The sequence below is a fragment of the Burkholderia sp. HI2714 genome (genome assembly GCF_002223085.1).
GTDB classification, from domain to species: Bacteria; Pseudomonadota; Gammaproteobacteria; order Burkholderiales; family Burkholderiaceae; genus Burkholderia; species Burkholderia lata_D.
Genome location: NZ_NKFM01000053.1, coordinates 84164 through 102481, shown reverse-complemented (window position 1 = coordinate 102481; position 18318 = coordinate 84164). Strand labels below are relative to the sequence as shown.

Annotated in this window: 15 protein-coding genes; 4 read left to right on the top strand and 11 right to left on the bottom strand. The window is 64.8% G+C overall.

Features of this window, described 5'->3' with window-relative positions; translation table 11 throughout:
- Positions 1–44 precede the first annotated feature (44 nt).
- The 3 genes from CFB82_RS27225 (at position 45) to CFB82_RS27215 (ending at position 4133) form a co-directional block, all read left to right on the top strand.
- A complete protein-coding gene (locus CFB82_RS27225; RefSeq protein ID WP_089486293.1) occupies positions 45–2651 on the top strand; it encodes a circularly permuted type 2 ATP-grasp protein in 2607 nt (868 codons plus the stop codon).
- Positions 2645–3682, top strand: coding sequence for a transglutaminase family protein (locus CFB82_RS44705; protein WP_089486030.1), 1038 nt, complete (start codon positions 2645–2647; stop codon positions 3680–3682). The genes CFB82_RS27225 and CFB82_RS44705 overlap by 7 nt, the downstream gene beginning before the upstream one ends.
- Positions 3683–3860: 178 nt before the next feature.
- A complete protein-coding gene (locus CFB82_RS27215) occupies positions 3861–4133 on the top strand; it encodes a hypothetical protein (RefSeq protein ID WP_046547562.1) in 273 nt (90 codons plus the stop codon).
- Between the two features lie 62 nt (positions 4134–4195).
- Here CFB82_RS27215 and pip read toward each other — a convergent pair whose 3' ends face one another.
- Positions 4196–5128, bottom strand: a complete 933-nt coding sequence (pip, locus tag CFB82_RS27210) for a prolyl aminopeptidase (protein ID WP_089486029.1) — start codon at positions 5126–5128, stop codon at positions 4196–4198.
- A 321-nt stretch (positions 5129–5449) separates the two neighbouring features.
- Here pip and CFB82_RS27205 point away from each other — a divergent pair, with 321 nt between their 5' ends.
- Positions 5450–6601 (top strand): acyltransferase family protein, encoded by a 1152-nt coding sequence (locus tag CFB82_RS27205; RefSeq protein ID WP_089486028.1) that lies wholly within the window; start codon positions 5450–5452, stop codon positions 6599–6601.
- A gap of 37 nt (positions 6602–6638) precedes the next feature.
- On the opposite strand, the gene CFB82_RS27200 is transcribed toward CFB82_RS27205, so the two are convergent.
- From CFB82_RS27200 to CFB82_RS27150, 10 genes are all read right to left on the bottom strand, one after another.
- Positions 6639–7457 carry a multidrug ABC transporter ATPase gene (locus CFB82_RS27200; RefSeq protein WP_089486027.1) on the bottom strand — a complete coding sequence of 273 codons (819 nt, stop codon included), beginning with the start codon at positions 7455–7457 and terminating at the stop codon, positions 6639–6641.
- Between the two features lie 214 nt (positions 7458–7671).
- Positions 7672–8205, bottom strand: coding sequence for a hypothetical protein (locus CFB82_RS27195; RefSeq protein ID WP_143750974.1), 534 nt, complete (start codon positions 8203–8205; stop codon positions 7672–7674).
- Positions 8206–9581: 1376 nt separating this feature from the next.
- On the bottom strand, positions 9582–10280 hold the full coding sequence (locus CFB82_RS27185) for an HNH endonuclease (protein WP_179255459.1): 699 nt from the start codon (positions 10278–10280) through the stop codon (positions 9582–9584).
- 320 nt (positions 10281–10600) lie between these two features.
- Complete coding sequence (locus tag CFB82_RS27180) at positions 10601–11665, bottom strand: 2-aminoethylphosphonate aminotransferase (RefSeq protein WP_089486024.1); 1065 nt, start codon at positions 11663–11665, stop codon at positions 10601–10603.
- Positions 11665–12846, bottom strand: coding sequence for a phosphonopyruvate decarboxylase (aepY, locus tag CFB82_RS27175; protein ID WP_089486023.1), 1182 nt, complete (start codon positions 12844–12846; stop codon positions 11665–11667). Before aepY ends, CFB82_RS27180 begins: the two co-directional genes overlap by 1 nt.
- On the bottom strand, positions 12843–14528 hold the full coding sequence (gene aepX, locus CFB82_RS27170) for a phosphoenolpyruvate mutase (RefSeq protein ID WP_069251318.1): 1686 nt from the start codon (positions 14526–14528) through the stop codon (positions 12843–12845). The genes aepY and aepX overlap by 4 nt, the downstream gene beginning before the upstream one ends.
- Positions 14525–15292, bottom strand: coding sequence for a phosphocholine cytidylyltransferase family protein (locus CFB82_RS27165; protein WP_089486022.1), 768 nt, complete (start codon positions 15290–15292; stop codon positions 14525–14527). The genes aepX and CFB82_RS27165 overlap by 4 nt, the downstream gene beginning before the upstream one ends.
- 36 nt (positions 15293–15328) lie before the next feature.
- A complete protein-coding gene (locus CFB82_RS27160) occupies positions 15329–16330 on the bottom strand; it encodes an HpnL family protein (RefSeq protein ID WP_069251320.1) in 1002 nt (333 codons plus the stop codon).
- Positions 16327–17136 carry a HalD/BesD family halogenase gene (locus CFB82_RS27155; protein ID WP_069251321.1) on the bottom strand — a complete coding sequence of 270 codons (810 nt, stop codon included), beginning with the start codon at positions 17134–17136 and terminating at the stop codon, positions 16327–16329. Before CFB82_RS27155 ends, CFB82_RS27160 begins: the two co-directional genes overlap by 4 nt.
- Complete coding sequence (locus CFB82_RS27150) at positions 17133–17831, bottom strand: CDP-alcohol phosphatidyltransferase family protein (RefSeq protein WP_089442772.1); 699 nt, start codon at positions 17829–17831, stop codon at positions 17133–17135. Before CFB82_RS27150 ends, CFB82_RS27155 begins: the two co-directional genes overlap by 4 nt.
- Between the last annotated feature and the right edge of the window lie 487 nt (positions 17832–18318).

The window sequence follows — 18318 nt, the reverse complement described above, 5'->3', positions numbered from 1 at the left end:
TCGTGCCGCCCATTGACCTCGATCATCTCGCCGCCCTCGACGCGATGCCCACGCTTTTCGATACCGGCGCGCAGCCGGACGCCGCCGAACTGGCCGCCGCGCTCGCGGCGCCGGCCGTTGCCGGCCGCTACGACGAACTGCGCGGCAGCGCGGCCAGCTTGCACGCGCCTGCGCTTGCGCCTGCGTGGCGCAGCTTCTTCACGTCGATCGGCAGCGACGGCGTGGCCGACCTCGACCGCCGCGCCGACGCGCTGCACCGGCGCATGCGCGAGAACGGCCTGTTCTACCAGTTGCACGAGCAGCGCGCCGGCGACGGCGCGGTCGGCCCGTGGTCGCTCGACCTGCTGCCGCTGATCGTCACGCCCGAGGACTGGGTCGGGATCGAGCGCGGCGTGCTGCAGCGCGTGCGGCTGCTCAACGCGACGCTGGCCGACCTGTACGGGCCGCAGACGATCCTCGAGCGCGGGCTGCTGCCGCCCGCGCTCGTTACCGGCCATCCCGGCTACCTGCGCGCGATGCGCGGCGCACGCGTGCCGGGCGATACCTGGCTGCACGTCGTCGCGTTCGATCTCGCGCGCGGCCCCGACGGCCAATGGCGGATCGTCGCGCAGCACACGCAGGGCGCAGCCGGGCTCGGCTACCTGCTCGAAAACCGGCTGATCGTGTCGCGGCTCTTTCCGCGCGGGTTTCGCGGGCTGCGCGTGCAGCGGCTTGCCTCCGCGTACCGTGCGCTGCTGCAGAGCATGCAGTCGCTCAGCCCCGCCGCGAAGAATTCGCGGATCGTGCTGCTCACACCGGGGCCGCACAGCGCGACCTATTTCGAGCATGCGTATCTCGCGCGCTATCTCGGTCTCACGCTCGTCGAAGGCGGCGACCTGACCGCGCGCGACAACCGCGTGTTCCTGAAGACGCTGAGCGGGCTCGAACCGGTGCACGGCATCCTGCGGCGCGTCGACGATGCATGGCTCGATCCGCTCGAACTGCGGCCCGATTCGATGCTCGGCGTGCCGGGGCTGCTGCAGGCCGTGCGCGCGGGCAACGTGCTGCTCGCGAACGCGCCGGGCTCGGGCTTCCTCGAATCGCCGGCGATGCTCGGCTTCATGCCGCGCCTGGCGGAAGGGCTGCTCGGCGAAACGCTGACGCTGCCGGCCGTGCATTCGTGGTGGTGCGGCGAGGCGGCCGCTTGCGACGACGCGCTGCCGCAGCTCGCGCGCGGCATCGTCAAGGCATCCTATCCACCCGAAGTGCAGGAAGGCGGCGCATTCGAGCCGGTGATCGGCGCGCGGCTCACGCAGGCGCAACTGGCGGAATGGCGCGCGCGGATTCTCGCGCGGCCCGAGCACTACACGGTGCAGGCCGACCTGCCGCTGTCGCAGGCGCCGACCTGGCCGCGCCACGACGCGCCCGACAGCAACGGCGGCGCGCGCATCGTGCCGAAGCCGGTGCTGCTGCGCGTGTTCGCGCTCGCCGACGGTGCGCAGCGCTGGCGGCTCCTGCCCGGCGGGCTGTCGCGGGTCGGCACGCGCGACACGCTGTTCAACGCGCCGATGCCGCGCGGCGGCAGCACCGTCGATACGTGGGTGATGACCGAAGGCATCGTCGATTCGACGACGCTGCTGCAGACGCACCTCGGCCCCGACGATCTCGTCGAGCGCCCGCGCGCGATCGCGAGCCGCGCGGCTGAAAACCTGTTCTGGCTCGGCCGTTATACAGAACGCGCAACCAACCTGATGCGCCTCGCGCGCGCGGCGCTCGAACGGCTGCGCGGCGAGGACGACGTCGACAGCCCCGCGCACCTGGAATTGCTCGACACGCTGTGCCGCGACACGGGCCTGATCGCGGCCGACGCGCCGAACGCCGTCGATGCGCCGCGTGCGTTCCAGCACACGCTCGCGACGTCGCTGACGCGCGGCGCGGATCGCACGTCGGGCATTGCGTCCTGCCTGTTCGGGATGCGTGGCGCGGCCGCGGCGATCCGCGAGCGACTGTCGAGCGATCAATGGCGGCTGATCGACGACGCGACCCAACTGTTCGCGGACAGCGCGGGCCAGCCGGAAGCCGAGGAGCAGATCGGCAACGAGGCACTGCAGTTGCTGGAGCGCCTCGGCCTGCTGCTCGGCGCGATCACGGGCGCGCAGACCGACAACATGACGCGCGACGACGGCTGGCGGCTGCTGTCGATCGGCCGGCAGATCGACCGGCTGGACTTCCTGTGCAGCGTGCTGAAGGCCGCCTTCGACGAAGGCGCGGTGCACCGGCAGGACGGCTTCGAGCTCGTGCTGGAACTGTTCGACAGCACGATCACGTTCCGTTCGCGGTTCCAGCGCGGCTTCGACGTCGCGCCGCTGCTGTCGCTCGTCGTGCTCGATACCGACAATCCGCGCTCGCTCGGCTGGGTCGTGCAGGCGCTGCGCGGCCGGCTGACGAAGGTCGAGCGCAGCGAAGGCTATGCGCTGTCCGAGCTGGCCGAGACGATCCCCGACGTCCCCGCGTGGTCGCTGCACGAGCTGTGCGAGACCGCCGACGGCGGCCGGCACGACAAGCTGCTCGAGGCGCTCGACACGACGGTGAAGGCGGTGTGGGAACTGTCGAACCGGATCGGCGAGCGCTATTTCAGCCACGTGCGCGAGGCGGGCAGGACGTTATGGTGACGACGAAAGGCGCGGCGAAAGCGCCGCACGGTTCCGGTCATACGCGGAACGCATCGGCACCGGTATCTGCGCCGGCTGCGGGTGCGCCAGGCCGGTTGCTGCGCGTCACGCACGACACCGAATACCGTTACGCGGCGCGCGTCGAATCGGCGCAGCACCAGGCACGCCTGCAGCCGCTCGTCACGCCGCGCCAGCAGGTGCTGTCGTTTGCGCTCGACATCGATCCCGCGCCGGAATCGGTCGGGACCGAGATCGACGCATTCGGCAACGCGCGCGCGTCGTTTGCGTTGAACCAGCCGCACGATGCGCTGCTCGTGCGTAGCCGCAGCACGGTACGCGTGACGCCGCCGGTGTGGTCACGCGGTGCGCGCGGCGAGCCGCCGCCCGCCATCGCGAAACCCGACGCGAAACAGGCGATGGCGTGGGAAGCGGTGCGCGACCGCTTGCGGTTCCGCGCGGGGCAACCTTACGACGCGGCGAGCGAATTCGTGTTCACGTCGCCGCATGTTGCGTGCGATCCCGAACTCGCCGCGTATGCGGCGTCGAGCTTCACGCCGCAACGGCCGCTCGTGCAGGCCGCGTGGGAGCTGATGCGGCGCGTGCATGCCGATTTTGCGTATACGCCGAACAGCACCGACATCACGACGTCGGCGCTCGATGCGCTGCGGTTGCGCACGGGCGTGTGCCAGGATTTCGCGCACGTGATGATCGGCGCGCTGCGCTCGCTCGGGCTGGCCGCGCGTTACGTGAGCGGCTACCTGCTCACGCAGCCGCCGCCCGGGCAGCCGCGGCTGATCGGCGCCGACGCGTCGCATGCATGGGTCGAGGTGTATGACCCGGCGTGGCCCGAGGACAACGGATGGCTGCAGCTCGACCCGACCAACGATCGCGCGCCGGGCGACGACTACGTGATGCTGTCGATCGGCCGCGACTATGCGGACGTGACGCCGCTGCGCGGCGTGATTCGCGGCGGCGGCGCGGATCAGGAGCTGAAGGTCGGCGTGACGGTGGAGCCGCTCGACGCGCCATGACGCATGCCGCCCGCCCGCGGGAATGCCGTTTAAGTCTTCGTTAATACTGCACGCCTAGCATGGTCATGCCGGCGAACGGATCGGACTCGATCCGGGGCACCGGCGGCACGCGCGGGTGCGTCGACGTCACGGCACCGCACCGTCGCGCAGCGCCATTCCCTTGCAACGGCGGCAGATCATGATCAAACAATTCGACTACACGCTCGGCAGCGACACGATTGCGCTCTGCGCGAGCTTCGGCGCGGGGCCGGCGTGGCGCCGCGTGCTCGTGAGCCGCGCGGATTCGATGGAGACGCTGGTGGTGCTCGACGCGCGCGGCCTGTCGGGTTTGCTGAAGGTGGCGACCGAAGCGCCGGAAGGTCTGCTCGACGATGCGATCCGCAAGGTCGGCGACGAACAGCTCGTCGAGCGGGCGATCAGCGGCAAGGCGATCGTCGAAGCGGCGCTTTGACAGGGGCGGTGCGTGAGCGTGCCGGCAGGCACGGCCGCACGCATCGCGTTGCATAGCGTCGATTACGCGGCGAACCGGTCCGTCGCCGCGATCAGCGCCTCCAGGATCCCCGGCTCGTTGTACGCATGCCCGGCGCCGGGCACGATCTCGAACGTGGCATCCGGCCACGCCTTCGACAATTCCCATGCGGTGCGCGCGGGTGTCGCGACGTCATAGCGGCCCTGCACGATCACGCCCGGAATGCCGGCGAGGCGATGCGCGTCACGCAGCAGTTGGCCTTCCTCGACGAAGCCCTTGTTCACGAAGTAGTGGTTCTCGATTCGCGCGAACGCGAGTGCGTAGTGACCTTCGGCGAAGTGCGCGGCGAGTTTGGGGTCGGGCAGCAGCGTGATCGTGCGGCCTTCCCAGATGCTCCACGCGCGTGCGGCTTCGAGCTTCGCGGCTTCGTCGGTGCCGGTCAGCCGGCGATGGTAGGCGGCCATCAGGTCGCCGCGCTCGGCTTCCGGAATCGGTGCGACGAAGTCTTCCCACAGGTCGGGGAACAACCACGATGCGCCTTCCTGGTAGTACCACAGCAATTCCGCGCGACGCATCGTGAAGATGCCGCGCACGATCAGCGCGCTCACGCGTTCGGGGTGGGTTTCCGCGTACGCGATCGACAACGCGCTGCCCCACGAGCCGCCGAACACCAGCCATTGCTCGGCGCCGACCATCTCGCGCAGGCGCTCGATATCGGCGACCAGATGCCACGTCGTGTTGTTCTCGAGGCTCGCATGCGGCGTCGAGCGCCCGCAGCCGCGCTGGTCGAACAGCAGGATGTCGTAGCGCTCCGGATCGAACAGGCGGCGATGGTCGGGGCTGCAGCCGGCGCCGGGGCCGCCGTGCAGGAACACGGCGGGCTTGCCGGCCGGGTTGCCGCAGCGCTCCCAGTAGATGCGGTGGCCGTCGCCGGTGTCGAGATGGCCGTGGGCGTAGGGTTCGATCGGTGGGTACACAGGCAGGCTCCGGATAAGGGTCGACGGGAGGCGGACGACGCGCGGGCCGGTGTGCGGGCGGGGAGCTACGGATATTGCGCCGCCGCAAAAATCGTTGTGTTGGCATCGGACCGGCCGCCGCCGGACAAGGCTTGTCATTATGCCCATTCGCCGCCCCCGGTGTCGGCTCGTTCCGGCGTGCGGGGCCGCGGGTGTCGGCCCGGAGATTTTTGAAGCAATTTCATTCCGATATTTTTCATACAAAATCCCGGCGGCATATCGGCGTGCCGAAGCGGGGGCGCCGGCGTGCTGCCCATCCACCGTGCCAACGGAAACCAGCCGATGAACCATCGCGTCACGCAGTTGACCGGGTTGCGCGCCGTCGCGGTCGCGATGGTGGTGGTCGGGCACGCCGAGCACGTGCTGCCCGGCGGCTACACGGGCTGGTACGCGCCGTTGCGGCTGATCGCGGACGGGCGCCTTGGCGTGCTGATCTTCTTCGTTCTCAGCGGTTTCCTGATCACCAACGTGCTGCGCGCCGAGTTCGCGCGCACGGGCGGCATCGCGCTGACGTCGTTCTATGTGCGCCGCGCGTTGCGGATCTGGCCGGCCTGCTACGTGTATCTCGCGGCGGTCGCGATCGTGGCCTTCGCCGGCTGGTTCGACGTCGACCGCCGGCAGTGGCTGTATGCGGCGCTGCACCTGTGGAATTACTCGGCGTGGTTCGGGCTGACCGGCGACAACGTGCTGCATCCGGACGGCGCGTGGTATCTCGGCCATTTCTGGTCGCTCGCGCTCGAGGAACAGTTCTACTGGTTCTGGCCGCTGCTGTTCGTGTATGGGATGCGCCGCGGCGGCACGCGCTGGCTGGCCGTGTTGATCCTGGTCGTGCCGCTGGTGCGCGCCGTGACGTATTTCGTTGCGCCTGCGCTGCGCGGGCAGCTCGGGATGATGTTGCACACGGGCGTCGATCCGATCCTGATTGGCTGTTATGTGTCGCTCAATCGCGAGCGGCTTGAAGCCTGGATTCGTACGTGGCGCGGCGAGACGCGCATCGTGACCGCGATCATCGTCATCGTGCTGATCGGCATGCCGCTCGCCGAACATCGGCTCGGCGGGTTCTGGAATGCGACTTACGGCGTGACGGTCGAAGCCGCGTTGATCGCGATCGTGATCGTCGTGCTGAATTTCCGTCACGAGTTCTGGTGTGCGCGGTGGTTGCGCGCGCGGCCGGTCGTATTCGTCGGCACGATCTCGTTCAGTCTTTATCTGTGGCAGCAGCCGTTTGCGAATCCGGATCTACAGGTTCCGCATGCGTTTCCGCTCGGGATCGTGTGGGCGCTGATCGCCGCGACGGCCAGTTACTTCCTGGTCGAGAAACCGTTCCTGCGGTTGAAGGAGCGCTATTCGGCGCGCGAGGCGCGGCGTGTGCGGGACGATGTGCTGCGGATGCCGGCTTCCGGTGAGGCGATCGGAGCGAAGGTGGCGGAGTAGGCGGGCGAGGGAGACTCACCGCGGCTTCACGTCACCGTCATTTGAATCGCTTCTTCGAGGCAGGCGAATACCAGAAGTCCCGGTACATATCGCTCCCGTAAGATTTGCCGTCGTATTTGACGACCGTGCGCACGGTGCGTTTTCCGGCGTCCGGTTGCTTGTCGTCGTTGCTTTCCGCGTTCATCACGTGTGCCGTAATCGACAGGTCCGCAAAGCCGTTGTGCGACGTCTTCTCGACCGCAATCGTCATGCGGGCGGACTCGCTGCGCAGGTCGCTGGTATCGGGGCCGCACGCGGTGCCTGTGGTGGCGACCCAGCCATTGAGATTGGTACCAAACACGGGGCGGATACGGGCGCCTTCGCGAATCCACAGTGTCAGTTCGTTCTCCATGTAGGCATCCGGGCAGCTCGGTCCGTGCGCGGTGCTGCTGAACACGACGCCAAATGCCCGTACATCTGGCGACAGCCGGTACGGTGCAGTATCGATGCGATAACTGTTTTCGCCGATCTGTATCGCTGCATCTTCCTGAATCACCGAACGGTCTGCCGCTACGACCTTGCCCCCTTCGACGAGCGCGACGACTTGCAGCTTGCTGCTTTCGTCGGGGTTCTTGCTTTTGGGAAGCGAATCGAACGCAACGGCCGCGATCGTCGTTTCGGGCGCGTTCGGCATGACCTTGCAGGCCGACGCGGCGACGAGCCGATCCGCGTCGCGCGTGGCGATGCGTGCGCTTGCGATGCCGGCCCAGCGGGCGATGGCTGTGACGGTTTCGTCGCTACAAGCCTGGCTGTTGGCGGCGTGGACGATGGGGGCGGCGGCGAGCGCCAGCAGCGGGGCGAAGCGTAGGATTCTCATGGTTACGTTGAAAAAATGTTCTTTACAGACTTCCGCAAATGTCGCCCAACGACTCTGAACCGACGTTCACCGAGGCAGATTGGACGGGTGAAACCCGACATTCAGGGTAGGAGCGGCTCTACTTCGGGGTATCGACCCATCGTGTCGTTCCACGCGCCGAGCGCGAAATCATAAAACGGTCTTTCTGCGACAGCCTTGCTTAGATGGCATCGGATCAAAAGCGCTTGCCGATAGATATCGAAACGCCGACCGTGTTCAATGGACTATGGTCGCTCGCAGGCGCATCGGTATAGTGGACGTTGGTGAACTTGATCTTTGCGGACCTCAAGGCATTCATAATCCGCACCTTTTCTGGAATGTCCGGGCCACCTACCTCGATGCCCGTAATGGAGTTCGTCAATCCACCGAACCACTGCACGTCCAGACCCGCAGCCTTCAAGGCGTCGTAGAGTTGCGCATGAAATGCTGCTGGTTCGCCTTCTTCGCGGTTGTGGTTGAGCCAGAGCGAAAAGCTAGGACCTTTGCGAAGCTCAGTTTGCAGCGCTGCTACTTGTCTGGGTGAAAGCATGCGCGGCGCAAAGGCTAGTTGACCGCTTGTCCACCTGTTGATGATCGGCGCCACCGCAGCGATGCAACCTGCCGCCACGGCAGTCCGTGTCCAGGAATAGCCACCAGCAACTGCTGCGACGGTACCGCTCGAGACTGACACGATGAATGCGAGTTTGTCCAGGAACTTGACGGCTGACACGTGTTTCTCCTTGTATTCTTGCTGCGCCGCTCCGAAAATCAAGCGTTTTCGGTAGCCGGAATCTGACCGATTGGTACCGGGATTCTTGGCCTACCCAACAGTTGACGTAGGCGAACAACTGGAACTGGCCGACCGCAGCCCGACGGTGACCCGAAGCCGGGTGCTGACATCGAACCGGCTGCATTCGACGGAGGCCGACACAAAGCGATCATCTTACCGATTCAAAGCATGACTTTGTACGGGCTGGTTGGCCAGATATTTCACTGATAAAGTGTGATCCGTTCGACGGTTTAGTGCCGATGGTGTGATTTCGATGAGTCACGGAATTTTATTGTTGGCCTATTAAGGGCAGTAAGCTCTGCCGAAAAGGAGTTTGTACGAGTCCTGGATTTAGTGAAGGGACATTTGAGTTTTGCTTTGATGCTGAATAAAGTTGTTTAAACGCTGCTCTACTGCCTAGTTACCCACATATTCCATCGCGGCAAGCGGAAAAGGATTTATGGCGCAACGTAGGATTCCGCATTCGGCATGGCTGTTACGCAAGATCTGTATTTTTTTAGCATAAAGTCTCCTCATGCGCTGAGACAAAGGGTGTGTAATGCAAGGCTTTTTTATGTTAATGCCATTCCTTATTTGGAGTTTTTAGTTTAAATTGATTGGAATGGTGCGCTTTTCGAGTTAAGCGAAAATAAATGGAGTGCATTTTACTGTGCGCGTCAGTTTCATCTTGATCATGAACTTGAGGCGCATTTTCGCACGAACAGTGTCGCCGGGAGCTCGATACTTCTTGATCCGATCGATGTCGGAAAAATCGATGGCGCCGACCGCCATAACATCACCTAAAGTCCGACGGGATTAAATCCGACACTTCACTTGAAAACTCGTCGATTCGAGCGTCACTATTCGGGGGGAGAATTCCCCAAGATTAAGGGGGATTAACCTTGATCTTGACTGCGTTAAAGAGTTGAGGATCGAGTTGATTAAAAGAACCGGAAACTCTCGCTTCCAAGTGCAATGACGCCGACTTTGGAGCGTGCTAGACCAATTGGACAGGTACAAGTCCTTCTTGGGCGAGTCTACCAGGTCACAAGGTTGTTCCCGCCGTGATCAAAGGCAGTCGCGATCTTTAAGCTGAAGAAACATCGTAGTTTGGGTCAATTTTAGGTGCTCGAGTTCGCGTGAGATTGCCAAGGCTATGGTCGAACGTATACTCCTAGCCTAACGTGCGCGCATGCGATTCGCATTGACCACCGTTCGCTGAGGAGGGGGGCGACGGCAGAGTTCGTTGCGACTGACGACCCTCCTACTGCCGCTTCCGTCGTCGAGTGTCTGTCATGGGAACACGGGAAGGGCTGCGGCTAATGCGGCGGATATGATCAATATTCCCACCACGGAACATACAAAGTTCCGGCTCTCGGGCGTCCATCCGATTTTTTGATATTGCATGCGGCACATAGTAGTTGGAAGTTAGACGGATCATTGCTACCCCCTTGATTCAATGGGACAATATGGTCCAAGTGCAGGCGTCGGTCGGTCGCTACAAGCCCGCTGAGATCGCACATGCAAAAGACGCAGCGCCCATGATCACGATAGAAAATCGCTTTTTTAAGCCATGAAGGATATCTGTGTGGTCGAGCGACTTTCTCGCCAATTAATGTGTAGGCTGTCGAGTTTCGGGGTAACTTCAGCCTAATATATTCAGCAAGGGAGGCTCCGAATCTTTCCAGAAATCGACGGTTCGAGAATGTGATGTGAAATATTTCGTCAGTCACAATGGTCCAGTATCGCTCGAAAGAATCCTCATTTTCCACAAACCAATTGTAAAATTCATCTTCGCTTTCACTGAAAGTGTCATCGGTGGGAAATGTGGTTAGTGGAATCCGGTATTCGGAAAAAATGGGTGCTAACCGCTGTGCCTCGTTTTGTTCATGTGCGTCTGGATTTTTCCTATAGTCTCGCGACTGCCACGTGCGAATCATCGCGAATATGTATTCATGAAGAAGCGTAAGCTTGTGGGGTTTAATGATGCGATTGACAAGGGTTTCATCTTTTTCTATCCCAAGTTCGAAGAACATCTGAGGGTCTCCAATGCATTCTTCCACTAGTGAGGCGAATTTGTAAATATCGTGAAATAGAAAATTTCGATATATTTCAATCATAAAAATGATGAGTGGATTTTTAAATTCAGACTGTATGAGGGTGCGCTTCGAAGATGAGAGGCGGGTAACCGATAGTTTGTCTAGGGGCGATAGGCAAAATTATCGATGATCGGAGTGACGTCGTCGAGAGGACGTTCGTGGCTGAACACGGCCAATGCGTCTTATGTGTCCGAAAAACGTACAAAAAATAAAAAAGGCCCTTGCGGGCCTTTCGTTAATGAATGTGACGGCGGTGTTTACCGAGTCAACGCTGTAAACCCCTCCAGCAACCGCTCGACATCAGCCGCCTGAATCGCGCCCATCGTCGAGATGCGGAACAGTTCCTTCGACAACCCGCCTTGCCCCGCGTAGATCACGAAGCCACGCGCCTTCAGCCCGTCATGCAGCGTCTCGTACGTCACACCTTGCGGCAACCGATACGCACGCAGCACAACCGACGATTCACCTTCCGGCAACACCAGCGGCATCCCGCGCGCCGCAAGCCCGGCTTGCGCCTGATCAGCCAGCGCCTTGTAATGCGCATGCCGCGCACGCCAGCCGCCGGCTTCGTCAAATTCGCGCAGTGCCTCGACAAGCGCGTAATACGCGTGCACGGAGGGCGTGAACGGCGTATTGCGCTGGTCCTGCAGCTTCGCGAGACGGCCGAGGTCGAGGTAGTACGTACGGCTTGCGGCCTTCGCGAGCGCGCTGCGGCGCACGATCACGAACGCTGCGCCCGGCACGCCGTGCAGGCACTTGTTCGCGGTCGCGGCAACGGCGTCGATGTCACCGCCGGCGAAGTCGATCGCTTCCGCACCAAAGCTGCTGACGCCGTCGACGAGCATTTTCACGCCGCGCGCACGGCACACCTCGGCGATCGCACCGAGATCGTTCAGCCGGCCCGTCGTCGTTTCGTGATGAATCACGGCGACGTGCGAGTAACCGCCCGCATCGAGCTTCGCACCAATCTGCACGAGATCCGGTGCCTGCATCCACTCATGCTTCAGCACGTCATGCGCGATCCCGTACTGCGTCGCGATCTGCGTGATCCGCTCGCCATACACACCGTTCTCGATCACGAGCAGCTTGCCGTCCTTCGGCACGAGCGCCGCGATCATGCTTTCGACAGCGGCCGTGCCCGAACCGGTCATCAGCACGGCCGTCCACTCGGCCGGATCGAGTTCATACGCGGCGACGAGACGCGCACGCGCCTCGTCCTGCAGATCGAAGAATTCGCTTTCGCGATGGCACAGATCGGGTTGCAGCAGGCTGCGGCGCACGCGTTCGGTGAGCGTGACCGGGCCGGGGTTCAGCAGCAGCATCAATGGGCTCCTTCAACGTGGGCTTCGGTCTGCGCGGCGCCGATGTGCCGCATCAGACGGGTCTTGACCTCGACCGGTGTGACGGTCGGGCGGGGCAGGCCGTCGGGCACGCCGGTGCGGATCGCGAGCCGCACGAACTGCGTACCGTCGGCCGGCGCGGCCAGTGCCGTATCGAGCATGTCGAGCGTATCGCCTTCGACCGCCGACGCATACCCGCACGCGGCAGCCACGCCCGCGAACGACACATGCTGCGATACCGTGGCCTGGCCGCCCGTCGATTCGTGCGCGCCGTTGTCGAGCAGCACGTGCGTGAGGTTGGCGGGGCCGTAGGTGCCGAGCGTCGCGAACACGCCCATGCGCATCAGCGCGGCGCCGTCGCCGTCGACCGCGACTACGCGCAGGTCGGGGCGCGCGAGCGCGAGGCCGAGCGCGAGCGGCGTCACGCAGCCCATCGAGCCGACCATGTACAACTGGTTCGGGCGATCGTCGATCGCATAGAGTTCGCGGCCGCAGAAGCCGGTCGACGCGAGCACGACGGTCGAATCGACCGGCGTATGCGCGATCACGCGCTGCAGCGCGTCCTGGCGCGTCGGCCACGCTTCGGCCGACGCAGCGCGCGACGACGCTTGCGCGGCGACATGCGCACGCGGCTTCGCGGCCGGGTTGGCCTTCAGCTCATACGGTGCGACGCTGCCTTTCTCCATCACGAGCGCGTACGGGCGGCCCGTCGCGTCCATGTGCGCGATCGCGCGGTCGAGTGCCGGGCCGACCTGTTCGGGGTCGGTCGGGAACGTCTCCCACGGGATCTCCATCGTGTCGAGCATCGCGGGCGTGATCGGGCCCATCAGCGCGTGCTGCGGCTCGTCGGCCACGCCCGGCTGGCCGCGCCACGTGACGATCAGCAGTTGCGGCAGGCGGAACGTCCACGTGAGCGACGTGAGCGGGCTCACCGCGTTGCCGAGCCCCGAGTTCTGCATCATCGCGATCCCGCGCTTGCCGCCGAGCGTCGCGCCCGCGATCAGCGCGACCGCGTCGCCTTCGTTCGCGGCCGACACGTAATTCAGCGACGGGTCCTGCAGCACGTAATTGATGAACGGCGTCAGGTACGAGCAGGGCACGCCCGCGTACCAGTCGAAACCGCGCTCGCGCGCGGCCTCGACGAACTGGGCCGCTTCGATCATTGCGCGCCCCCGTTGCCGGCACCCGGTTCGGACAGCGGCGTCTGGCCGTGCGCGAAGTCGCCCGCGCGGCGGAAGTCTTCGAGGTCGTTGACGCCGCGCCAGTGGCCGTGCACGTACTGCACCTCGATCTTCTCGCCGGCGGCGATCAGTTCGTTGAGGAGCGACGGGATGTCGAGCGTGTCGAAATCGGGACGCGCCTGCAGCGTCGCGAGCGTCGCCTTCAGGCGGTCGACACCGGCGCCGCGCACGTTCAGCAGGCCGATCCAGCGGCCGTGCGGCGTGCCTGCGGCGACGTCGCTCGAGACGCGTTGCAGGTACGTCTTCTGGCCGAACAGGCCGCGATCGTCCGCTGCCGAGCAGAGCGCGAAGTCGCGCACGCTCTGGTTGGTCTCGGTGAGCGACGAATCGACCACCACGCTGAATTCGGCCTCGCTCTCCGCGAGGTCGCGCACGATGTAGCTGCGGAACAGCAGGTCGCCGTACGAGATCACGGTGTCGCCGGTCAGGCGGTCGGCCGCGCAGGCGAGCGACGCGAGTTCGCCCGTCTGTGCATGGCGCTCGTTAACGACGAGCTTGATGCCCGACGTGTCGATCGCGTCGGCGCGATAGCCGCCGACCACGGTGATGTCGTTCACGCCGTGCGTCTTGAAGCCGTCGACGAGCCAGCGCAGCAGCGGCTTGCCGGCGACCGGCAGCATGACCTTCGGCTTGTCTTCGGTCACGGCTTCGAGGCCCTTGCCGCGGCTCGCGGCGAGCACGATCGCCGCGTTCGACGCGCGCGACGACGACGACAGGTAGATACGCTCGGCCGCCGAGTACTCGTCGGCGTCCTGCAGGCGGAAGATCTCGTTGACCGATGCAACGCGGTCTTCGACGTTGATCAGCGTTTCGCTCTCGTGGATCTCGCGTGCGGTCGCCTGCATCGCGGAGGCCGACGCGCGGATCAGATGGTTCGCCCAGATCACGGTGCTGATGCCGGCCTGGCGGAACACGTCGGTCGGCGTGCTGTAGTACTTGGTCGGCACGATCACGAGCGGCGCCTTGCCGCTCCATTCGCGCGCGAACTGCAGGATCTCGTCCGGACGCGACAGCTTGCTGTGGATCAGGATCGCGTCCGCACCGGCTTCCGCATATGCGTTCGCGCGGCGCAGCGCCTCGTCCATCCCCCAGCCGGCGATCAGCGCCTCGACACGCGCGACGATCGAGAAGTCGGGATCGGTCTGCGAATCCTTGCCGGCCTTGATCTTGCCGCAGAACTCGTCGATTTCCGCGAGCGGCTGGCGCTCGCCGCCGATGAAGCTGTTGGTCTTCGGGAACTGCTTGTCCTCGATACAGACGCCGGCGATGCCGCGCTGCTCGAGCTTCTTCACGAGGCGGCGCACGTTGTTGAAGTTGCCGTAGCCGGTGTCGCCGTCGAGCAGGATCGGCAGGTCGCTCGCGTCGGCCATGAATTCGAGCACGTCGACGACCTGGGTCCAGCTCGCCTCGTTGTTGTCACGCACGCCGAACTGCGCGGAGATCGCCAGGCCCGATGCCCAGATCCCCTTGAAGCCGGCCTCGCGGACGATCCGCGCGGACAGGCCGTTGTGCGCTTCCATCAGGAATTCGAGGTCGCTGCTGACGAGCATGCGGCGCAGGCGTGCGCTGCGCGATTCGGTGAAGTTGGGTTCGCGTGCGTTCATCGTGCGACTCCTGCGGTGGTGCGTTGAATCAGGGGGAGGATTTCTTGCGTGGCGCGAGCGACGTCGTTCGGGAAGTCGATCTCGATCCACGGCGAGCCGGTGACGTCGGCGACGTCGAACGAGTGACCGCCTTCGAGCAGCAGGTCGCGCACGGCTTCTTCGTGCGGCATGTTCGCGCGGCCGCTGTCGATGTAGCCCGCGACGATCGTCGCGAGGCGGCGCGCGGTGCCTTCCGTGAAGCGGAAGAAGCCGACCGATTCGCCGATCGTGTCGTAGTCGAGGTCGACCGCGAGCTGCTTGCGCAGCTCGACCGGCACGCCGTTCTTCAGGCACAGCTTGACGGGCTCGTCGCCGGCTTCGAAGTCGCGATCGATCAGCAGGCGGTCGACCGCCTTGTCGGAATCGGCCACCAGCGCGTGCAGGATGTTCTCGTCATACAGCACGTCGGCGTCCATCAGCAGCACGTCGCCGCCGCGCGTCATCGCATCGGCGACGGTATGCACGGTCAGCACGCTGCCGAGGTCGTAGCGGTCGTTGATCACGATCTCGGCCTGGCGGCCGAGGCGCTTCAATTCCTGCTCGACCTTCTCGTGCTGGAAGCCGAGCCCAAGCACGATCTCGTCGACGCCCGCGGCATCGAGTACGCGCAGATGGCGCTCGAGCAGCGACACGTCGTCGAAGCGCAGCAGGCACTTCGGGAACTGCGCCTCGGGCGGTTGTTGCAGGCGCAAGCCGAGGCCTGCCGCAAGAATGATGGCTCGCATGGGTTCTCCAACCAAAAAGCCGGCGGATCTGAACGATCAGTCGGCGAGCGGCTGCGGCGCACGGCGCCGCTGCCAGTTTCTTTCACTGAAATGCAGATAGAGCAGGCCGGGCAGGCCGAGCGCGAGTTCGCGCGCGCGTTTCGCAAGCGACAGCGCGAGCGCCGCGTCGGGCGGTAGTCCGACCAGCGGCGCGAGGAGCAGGTAGCCGCCTTCCTGCGCGCCGAGCGAGCCCGGGATCGCGAAGGCCGCGCCACGAATGGCCTGGCCGACACTCTCGAGCAGCAGCGCGTCGAGCCAGCTCACCGGATGCCCGAGGAAGTGCAGCGCGAGCCACACTTCCGCGGTGCCGACGATCCAGCCGACGAGACTCAATGCGAACGTCTTCGCGACCTTCGCACGATCGCGGTACAGCGCGCCGACCGCATCGTCGATCGCATCGGCACGCGTGGCCAGCGACGACCAGTCGCGCGGGCCGAGCAGCTTCGACGCGAGGCGCAGGCCGCGGCCGAACAGTCCGCGCCGCTGCGCCGCATAGAACGCGATGGCGAGGGCGCCGAGCACGCCGGTGGCGATCAGCGCGGGCGTGCGCAGATACGCGACCGATTCGTGCGTCGCATACAGGCTGAACGCGGCGATGCCGATCAGCGCGAACGCCATCTGCGCGAGCGCCTGCATCGTCGTGCTGACCGTGACGGCTGCCGCCGCGTCGGCCATTCGCGTGCCGCGCTGCGCGAGGTGGCGCACCATCAGCACGGGGCCGCCGATCTGCCCGGCAGGCAGCAGGCTGTTCACCGATTCGCCGACCCAGCGCGCGCGCAGCGCATTGCCGAGCTCGGCGCCCGGCTGGCCGCGGCGGAACATCACGGAGATCGCGACCGCGTCGATCGCGAGCGGCACGACGTGGAACGCCGCGACGAGCGCGAGCCCCCAGCCGGCCGCGAGGAACGTGGACGCCACGGCGCCGACGCCCTGCCAGGCCAGCAGTGCGATGAAGAGTGCGGTCCCGAGGGACAACAGGATGAGGCCCGCGCGTGTCATGACCCGCTCGTGCGTCGCGTCGCCAGTTGCTTGAACACCTGGCGGAAACCGAAATACGCGATCGCGTCCTTCATGTTCGAGATGAAGCGCTTCCACGGCCGCATGCCGGGGTTTGTCACGTATTCGAAGGTGAGCGACACACGCATCTCGTTCTGGCCGAGCGGCGTGATGCGGTGGCGCAGCTTGTCGCCGTCGAACAGCACGATGCCGCCGTCCGCGATCTGGACGGAGCCCGGTTCGTCGGCCACGTCCGGATTGCGCGTGTGCAGCTCGTAGTCGAGCCGGCACGACGATTCATCGATCACGCCGATCAGCAGCGTGTAGCGGCGGCCGTCGTAGTACGACGTGTCGTAGTGCCAGCCGATGTGGTCGCCGGGCTTCGTGTAGTAATACAGCGCGTACGCGTGCGGATCGTCGTCCGGCGACAGCATCAGCTTGTCGCCCGTGACTTTCTCGAGGAACGAGATCAGCGCCTTCGAGCGATACAGTTCGGCGATGTACGGCGCCTGCTCGTCGATCGTATGACGGCTCACACTGCCGCCCTGCTTGTGGCCGGGCAGGTAATTGCGGTTCAGGCCGGCCTGCATCGCGCGGGCGGCGTCGGCCAGCTTCGCGTGCGCGTCGGCCGGCAGGAAGGTGTCGAGATAAAGGAACGAGCCCTGGCGCGTGTAGTCGCCGCGCAGGCGGTCGAGGTCGAGCTGGCCGACGCGGTCGGCCACGGTGCGATCGGGGTCGGCTGCGGCCGCGCGCACGGGCGCGGGGCGTGCCGGGCTCAGCACGGAGTCGTCGCGCGTGCTAGGAGTCATTTGGAAGCCTGGATTTCGGTTGGGTTCTGCGCAGCGGCCGGGTTCTGCGGGAGGTTGCCGCGCCGGACGATGCGCCACCAGTCGAACACGACCCACGCGGCGAACAGCGGGGCGCCGATCGACGCCGCGAGCAGGAACGGCTCGACGCCGTCGAACAGCGTCACGAGCGGCAGCAGGTACAGCACGTCTTCGGTCTCGAAGCCGCCGGCGAATGCCTGCTTGGTGCCGGCCTTGCCGGCGAACGATTCGATCCGCATGCGCAGGAAGAAGATCAGCGCGACGGCCGCGCCGGCCACCGCGCCGAGCAGCACCGGCGACGCGGCCATCTGGCCGCCCTGGGCGACGATGCCGACACCCATGCTGACGAACAGCGCGACCGTGACGAGCGCGTCTGCCGCGAGGTCGTAAAAATGACCGATCTTGCTGGATTTCCCGCTGATGCGTGCGAGCTCGCCATCGGTGTGGTCGACGAAGTTCGACAGCACGATCAGGAACGCGCCTGCATTGCTCCAGCCGAAGCCGCCGTGCGCGAGGCACCAGGCGCCGGCGAGGCCGATCAGCAGGCGAACGGTAGTGAGGTGATTCGGGGTGACGGGCGTGTCGACGAGCGGTCGGACAAGCGAGCGCGCCAGCCGCGCATCCCAGGTGCGTGGCAGGGGCGGTTCGGAACGTGTGGCGGTTTTTCTTTGGTCCATCGGCGAAATATATACGGAATTGTAATTTGTTGCTTTTTATTCGATCAATGTCCTGACATGAGGGAGTGTTACCGCGTCTTGCGGCGATCGGCCGGCCGAAATGCGCGTGCGCGAAAGGGCGGCCAAACGGGGCTGCGGCATCCGTATTCCAGTGTGGTTCGCGTCGCGCGGCTGTCAAGGACGGACGGGCCTCACAGGCCTGTGTGGCGGTGCTTTTCGCGCTTCCCGATGCGCGTCGCGCGGCGCGTGCGAGCTTGACGTGCGTCAGGTCGGGACAAGCCGCATCGGGTGACAATTGGCCGCGCCGGACGGGCGTCGATCATTGCCGATCCGCAGGCGATCAATTGCCGTTGAAATTCGTCGATTGATGCGCGTGAGTTGTCGATCGGTGACCGTCTTTCTGTCCGATGCTTTCGCGCACCTTTCGTGCGCATCCGATTTAAACGGTGCGCCTGTCACAGAACGGTCGTTCGATACCCGGCAAATC

Coding starts and splice junctions, on each gene's coding strand:
- CFB82_RS27225 (WP_089486293.1), top strand. CDS start 45: ATGCCCACGCTTTTCGATACCGGCGCGCAGCCGGACGCCGCCGAACTG.
- CFB82_RS44705 (WP_089486030.1), top strand. CDS start 2,645: ATGGTGACGACGAAAGGCGCGGCGAAAGCGCCGCACGGTTCCGGTCAT.
- CFB82_RS27215 (WP_046547562.1), top strand. CDS start 3,861: ATGATCAAACAATTCGACTACACGCTCGGCAGCGACACGATTGCGCTC.
- CFB82_RS27205 (WP_089486028.1), top strand. CDS start 5,450: ATGAACCATCGCGTCACGCAGTTGACCGGGTTGCGCGCCGTCGCGGTC.
- CFB82_RS27200 (WP_089486027.1), bottom strand. CDS start 7,457: ATGAGAATCCTACGCTTCGCCCCGCTGCTGGCGCTCGCCGCCGCCCCC.
- CFB82_RS27185 (WP_179255459.1), bottom strand. CDS start 10,280: ATGTTCTTCGAACTTGGGATAGAAAAAGATGAAACCCTTGTCAATCGC.
- CFB82_RS27180 (WP_089486024.1), bottom strand. CDS start 11,665: ATGCTGCTGCTGAACCCCGGCCCGGTCACGCTCACCGAACGCGTGCGC.
- aepY (WP_089486023.1), bottom strand. CDS start 12,846: ATGATCGAAGCGGCCCAGTTCGTCGAGGCCGCGCGCGAGCGCGGTTTC.
- aepX (WP_069251318.1), bottom strand. CDS start 14,528: ATGAACGCACGCGAACCCAACTTCACCGAATCGCGCAGCGCACGCCTG.
- CFB82_RS27165 (WP_089486022.1), bottom strand. CDS start 15,292: ATGCGAGCCATCATTCTTGCGGCAGGCCTCGGCTTGCGCCTGCAACAA.
- CFB82_RS27160 (WP_069251320.1), bottom strand. CDS start 16,330: ATGACACGCGCGGGCCTCATCCTGTTGTCCCTCGGGACCGCACTCTTC.
- CFB82_RS27155 (WP_069251321.1), bottom strand. CDS start 17,136: ATGACTCCTAGCACGCGCGACGACTCCGTGCTGAGCCCGGCACGCCCC.
- CFB82_RS27150 (WP_089442772.1), bottom strand. CDS start 17,831: ATGGACCAAAGAAAAACCGCCACACGTTCCGAACCGCCCCTGCCACGC.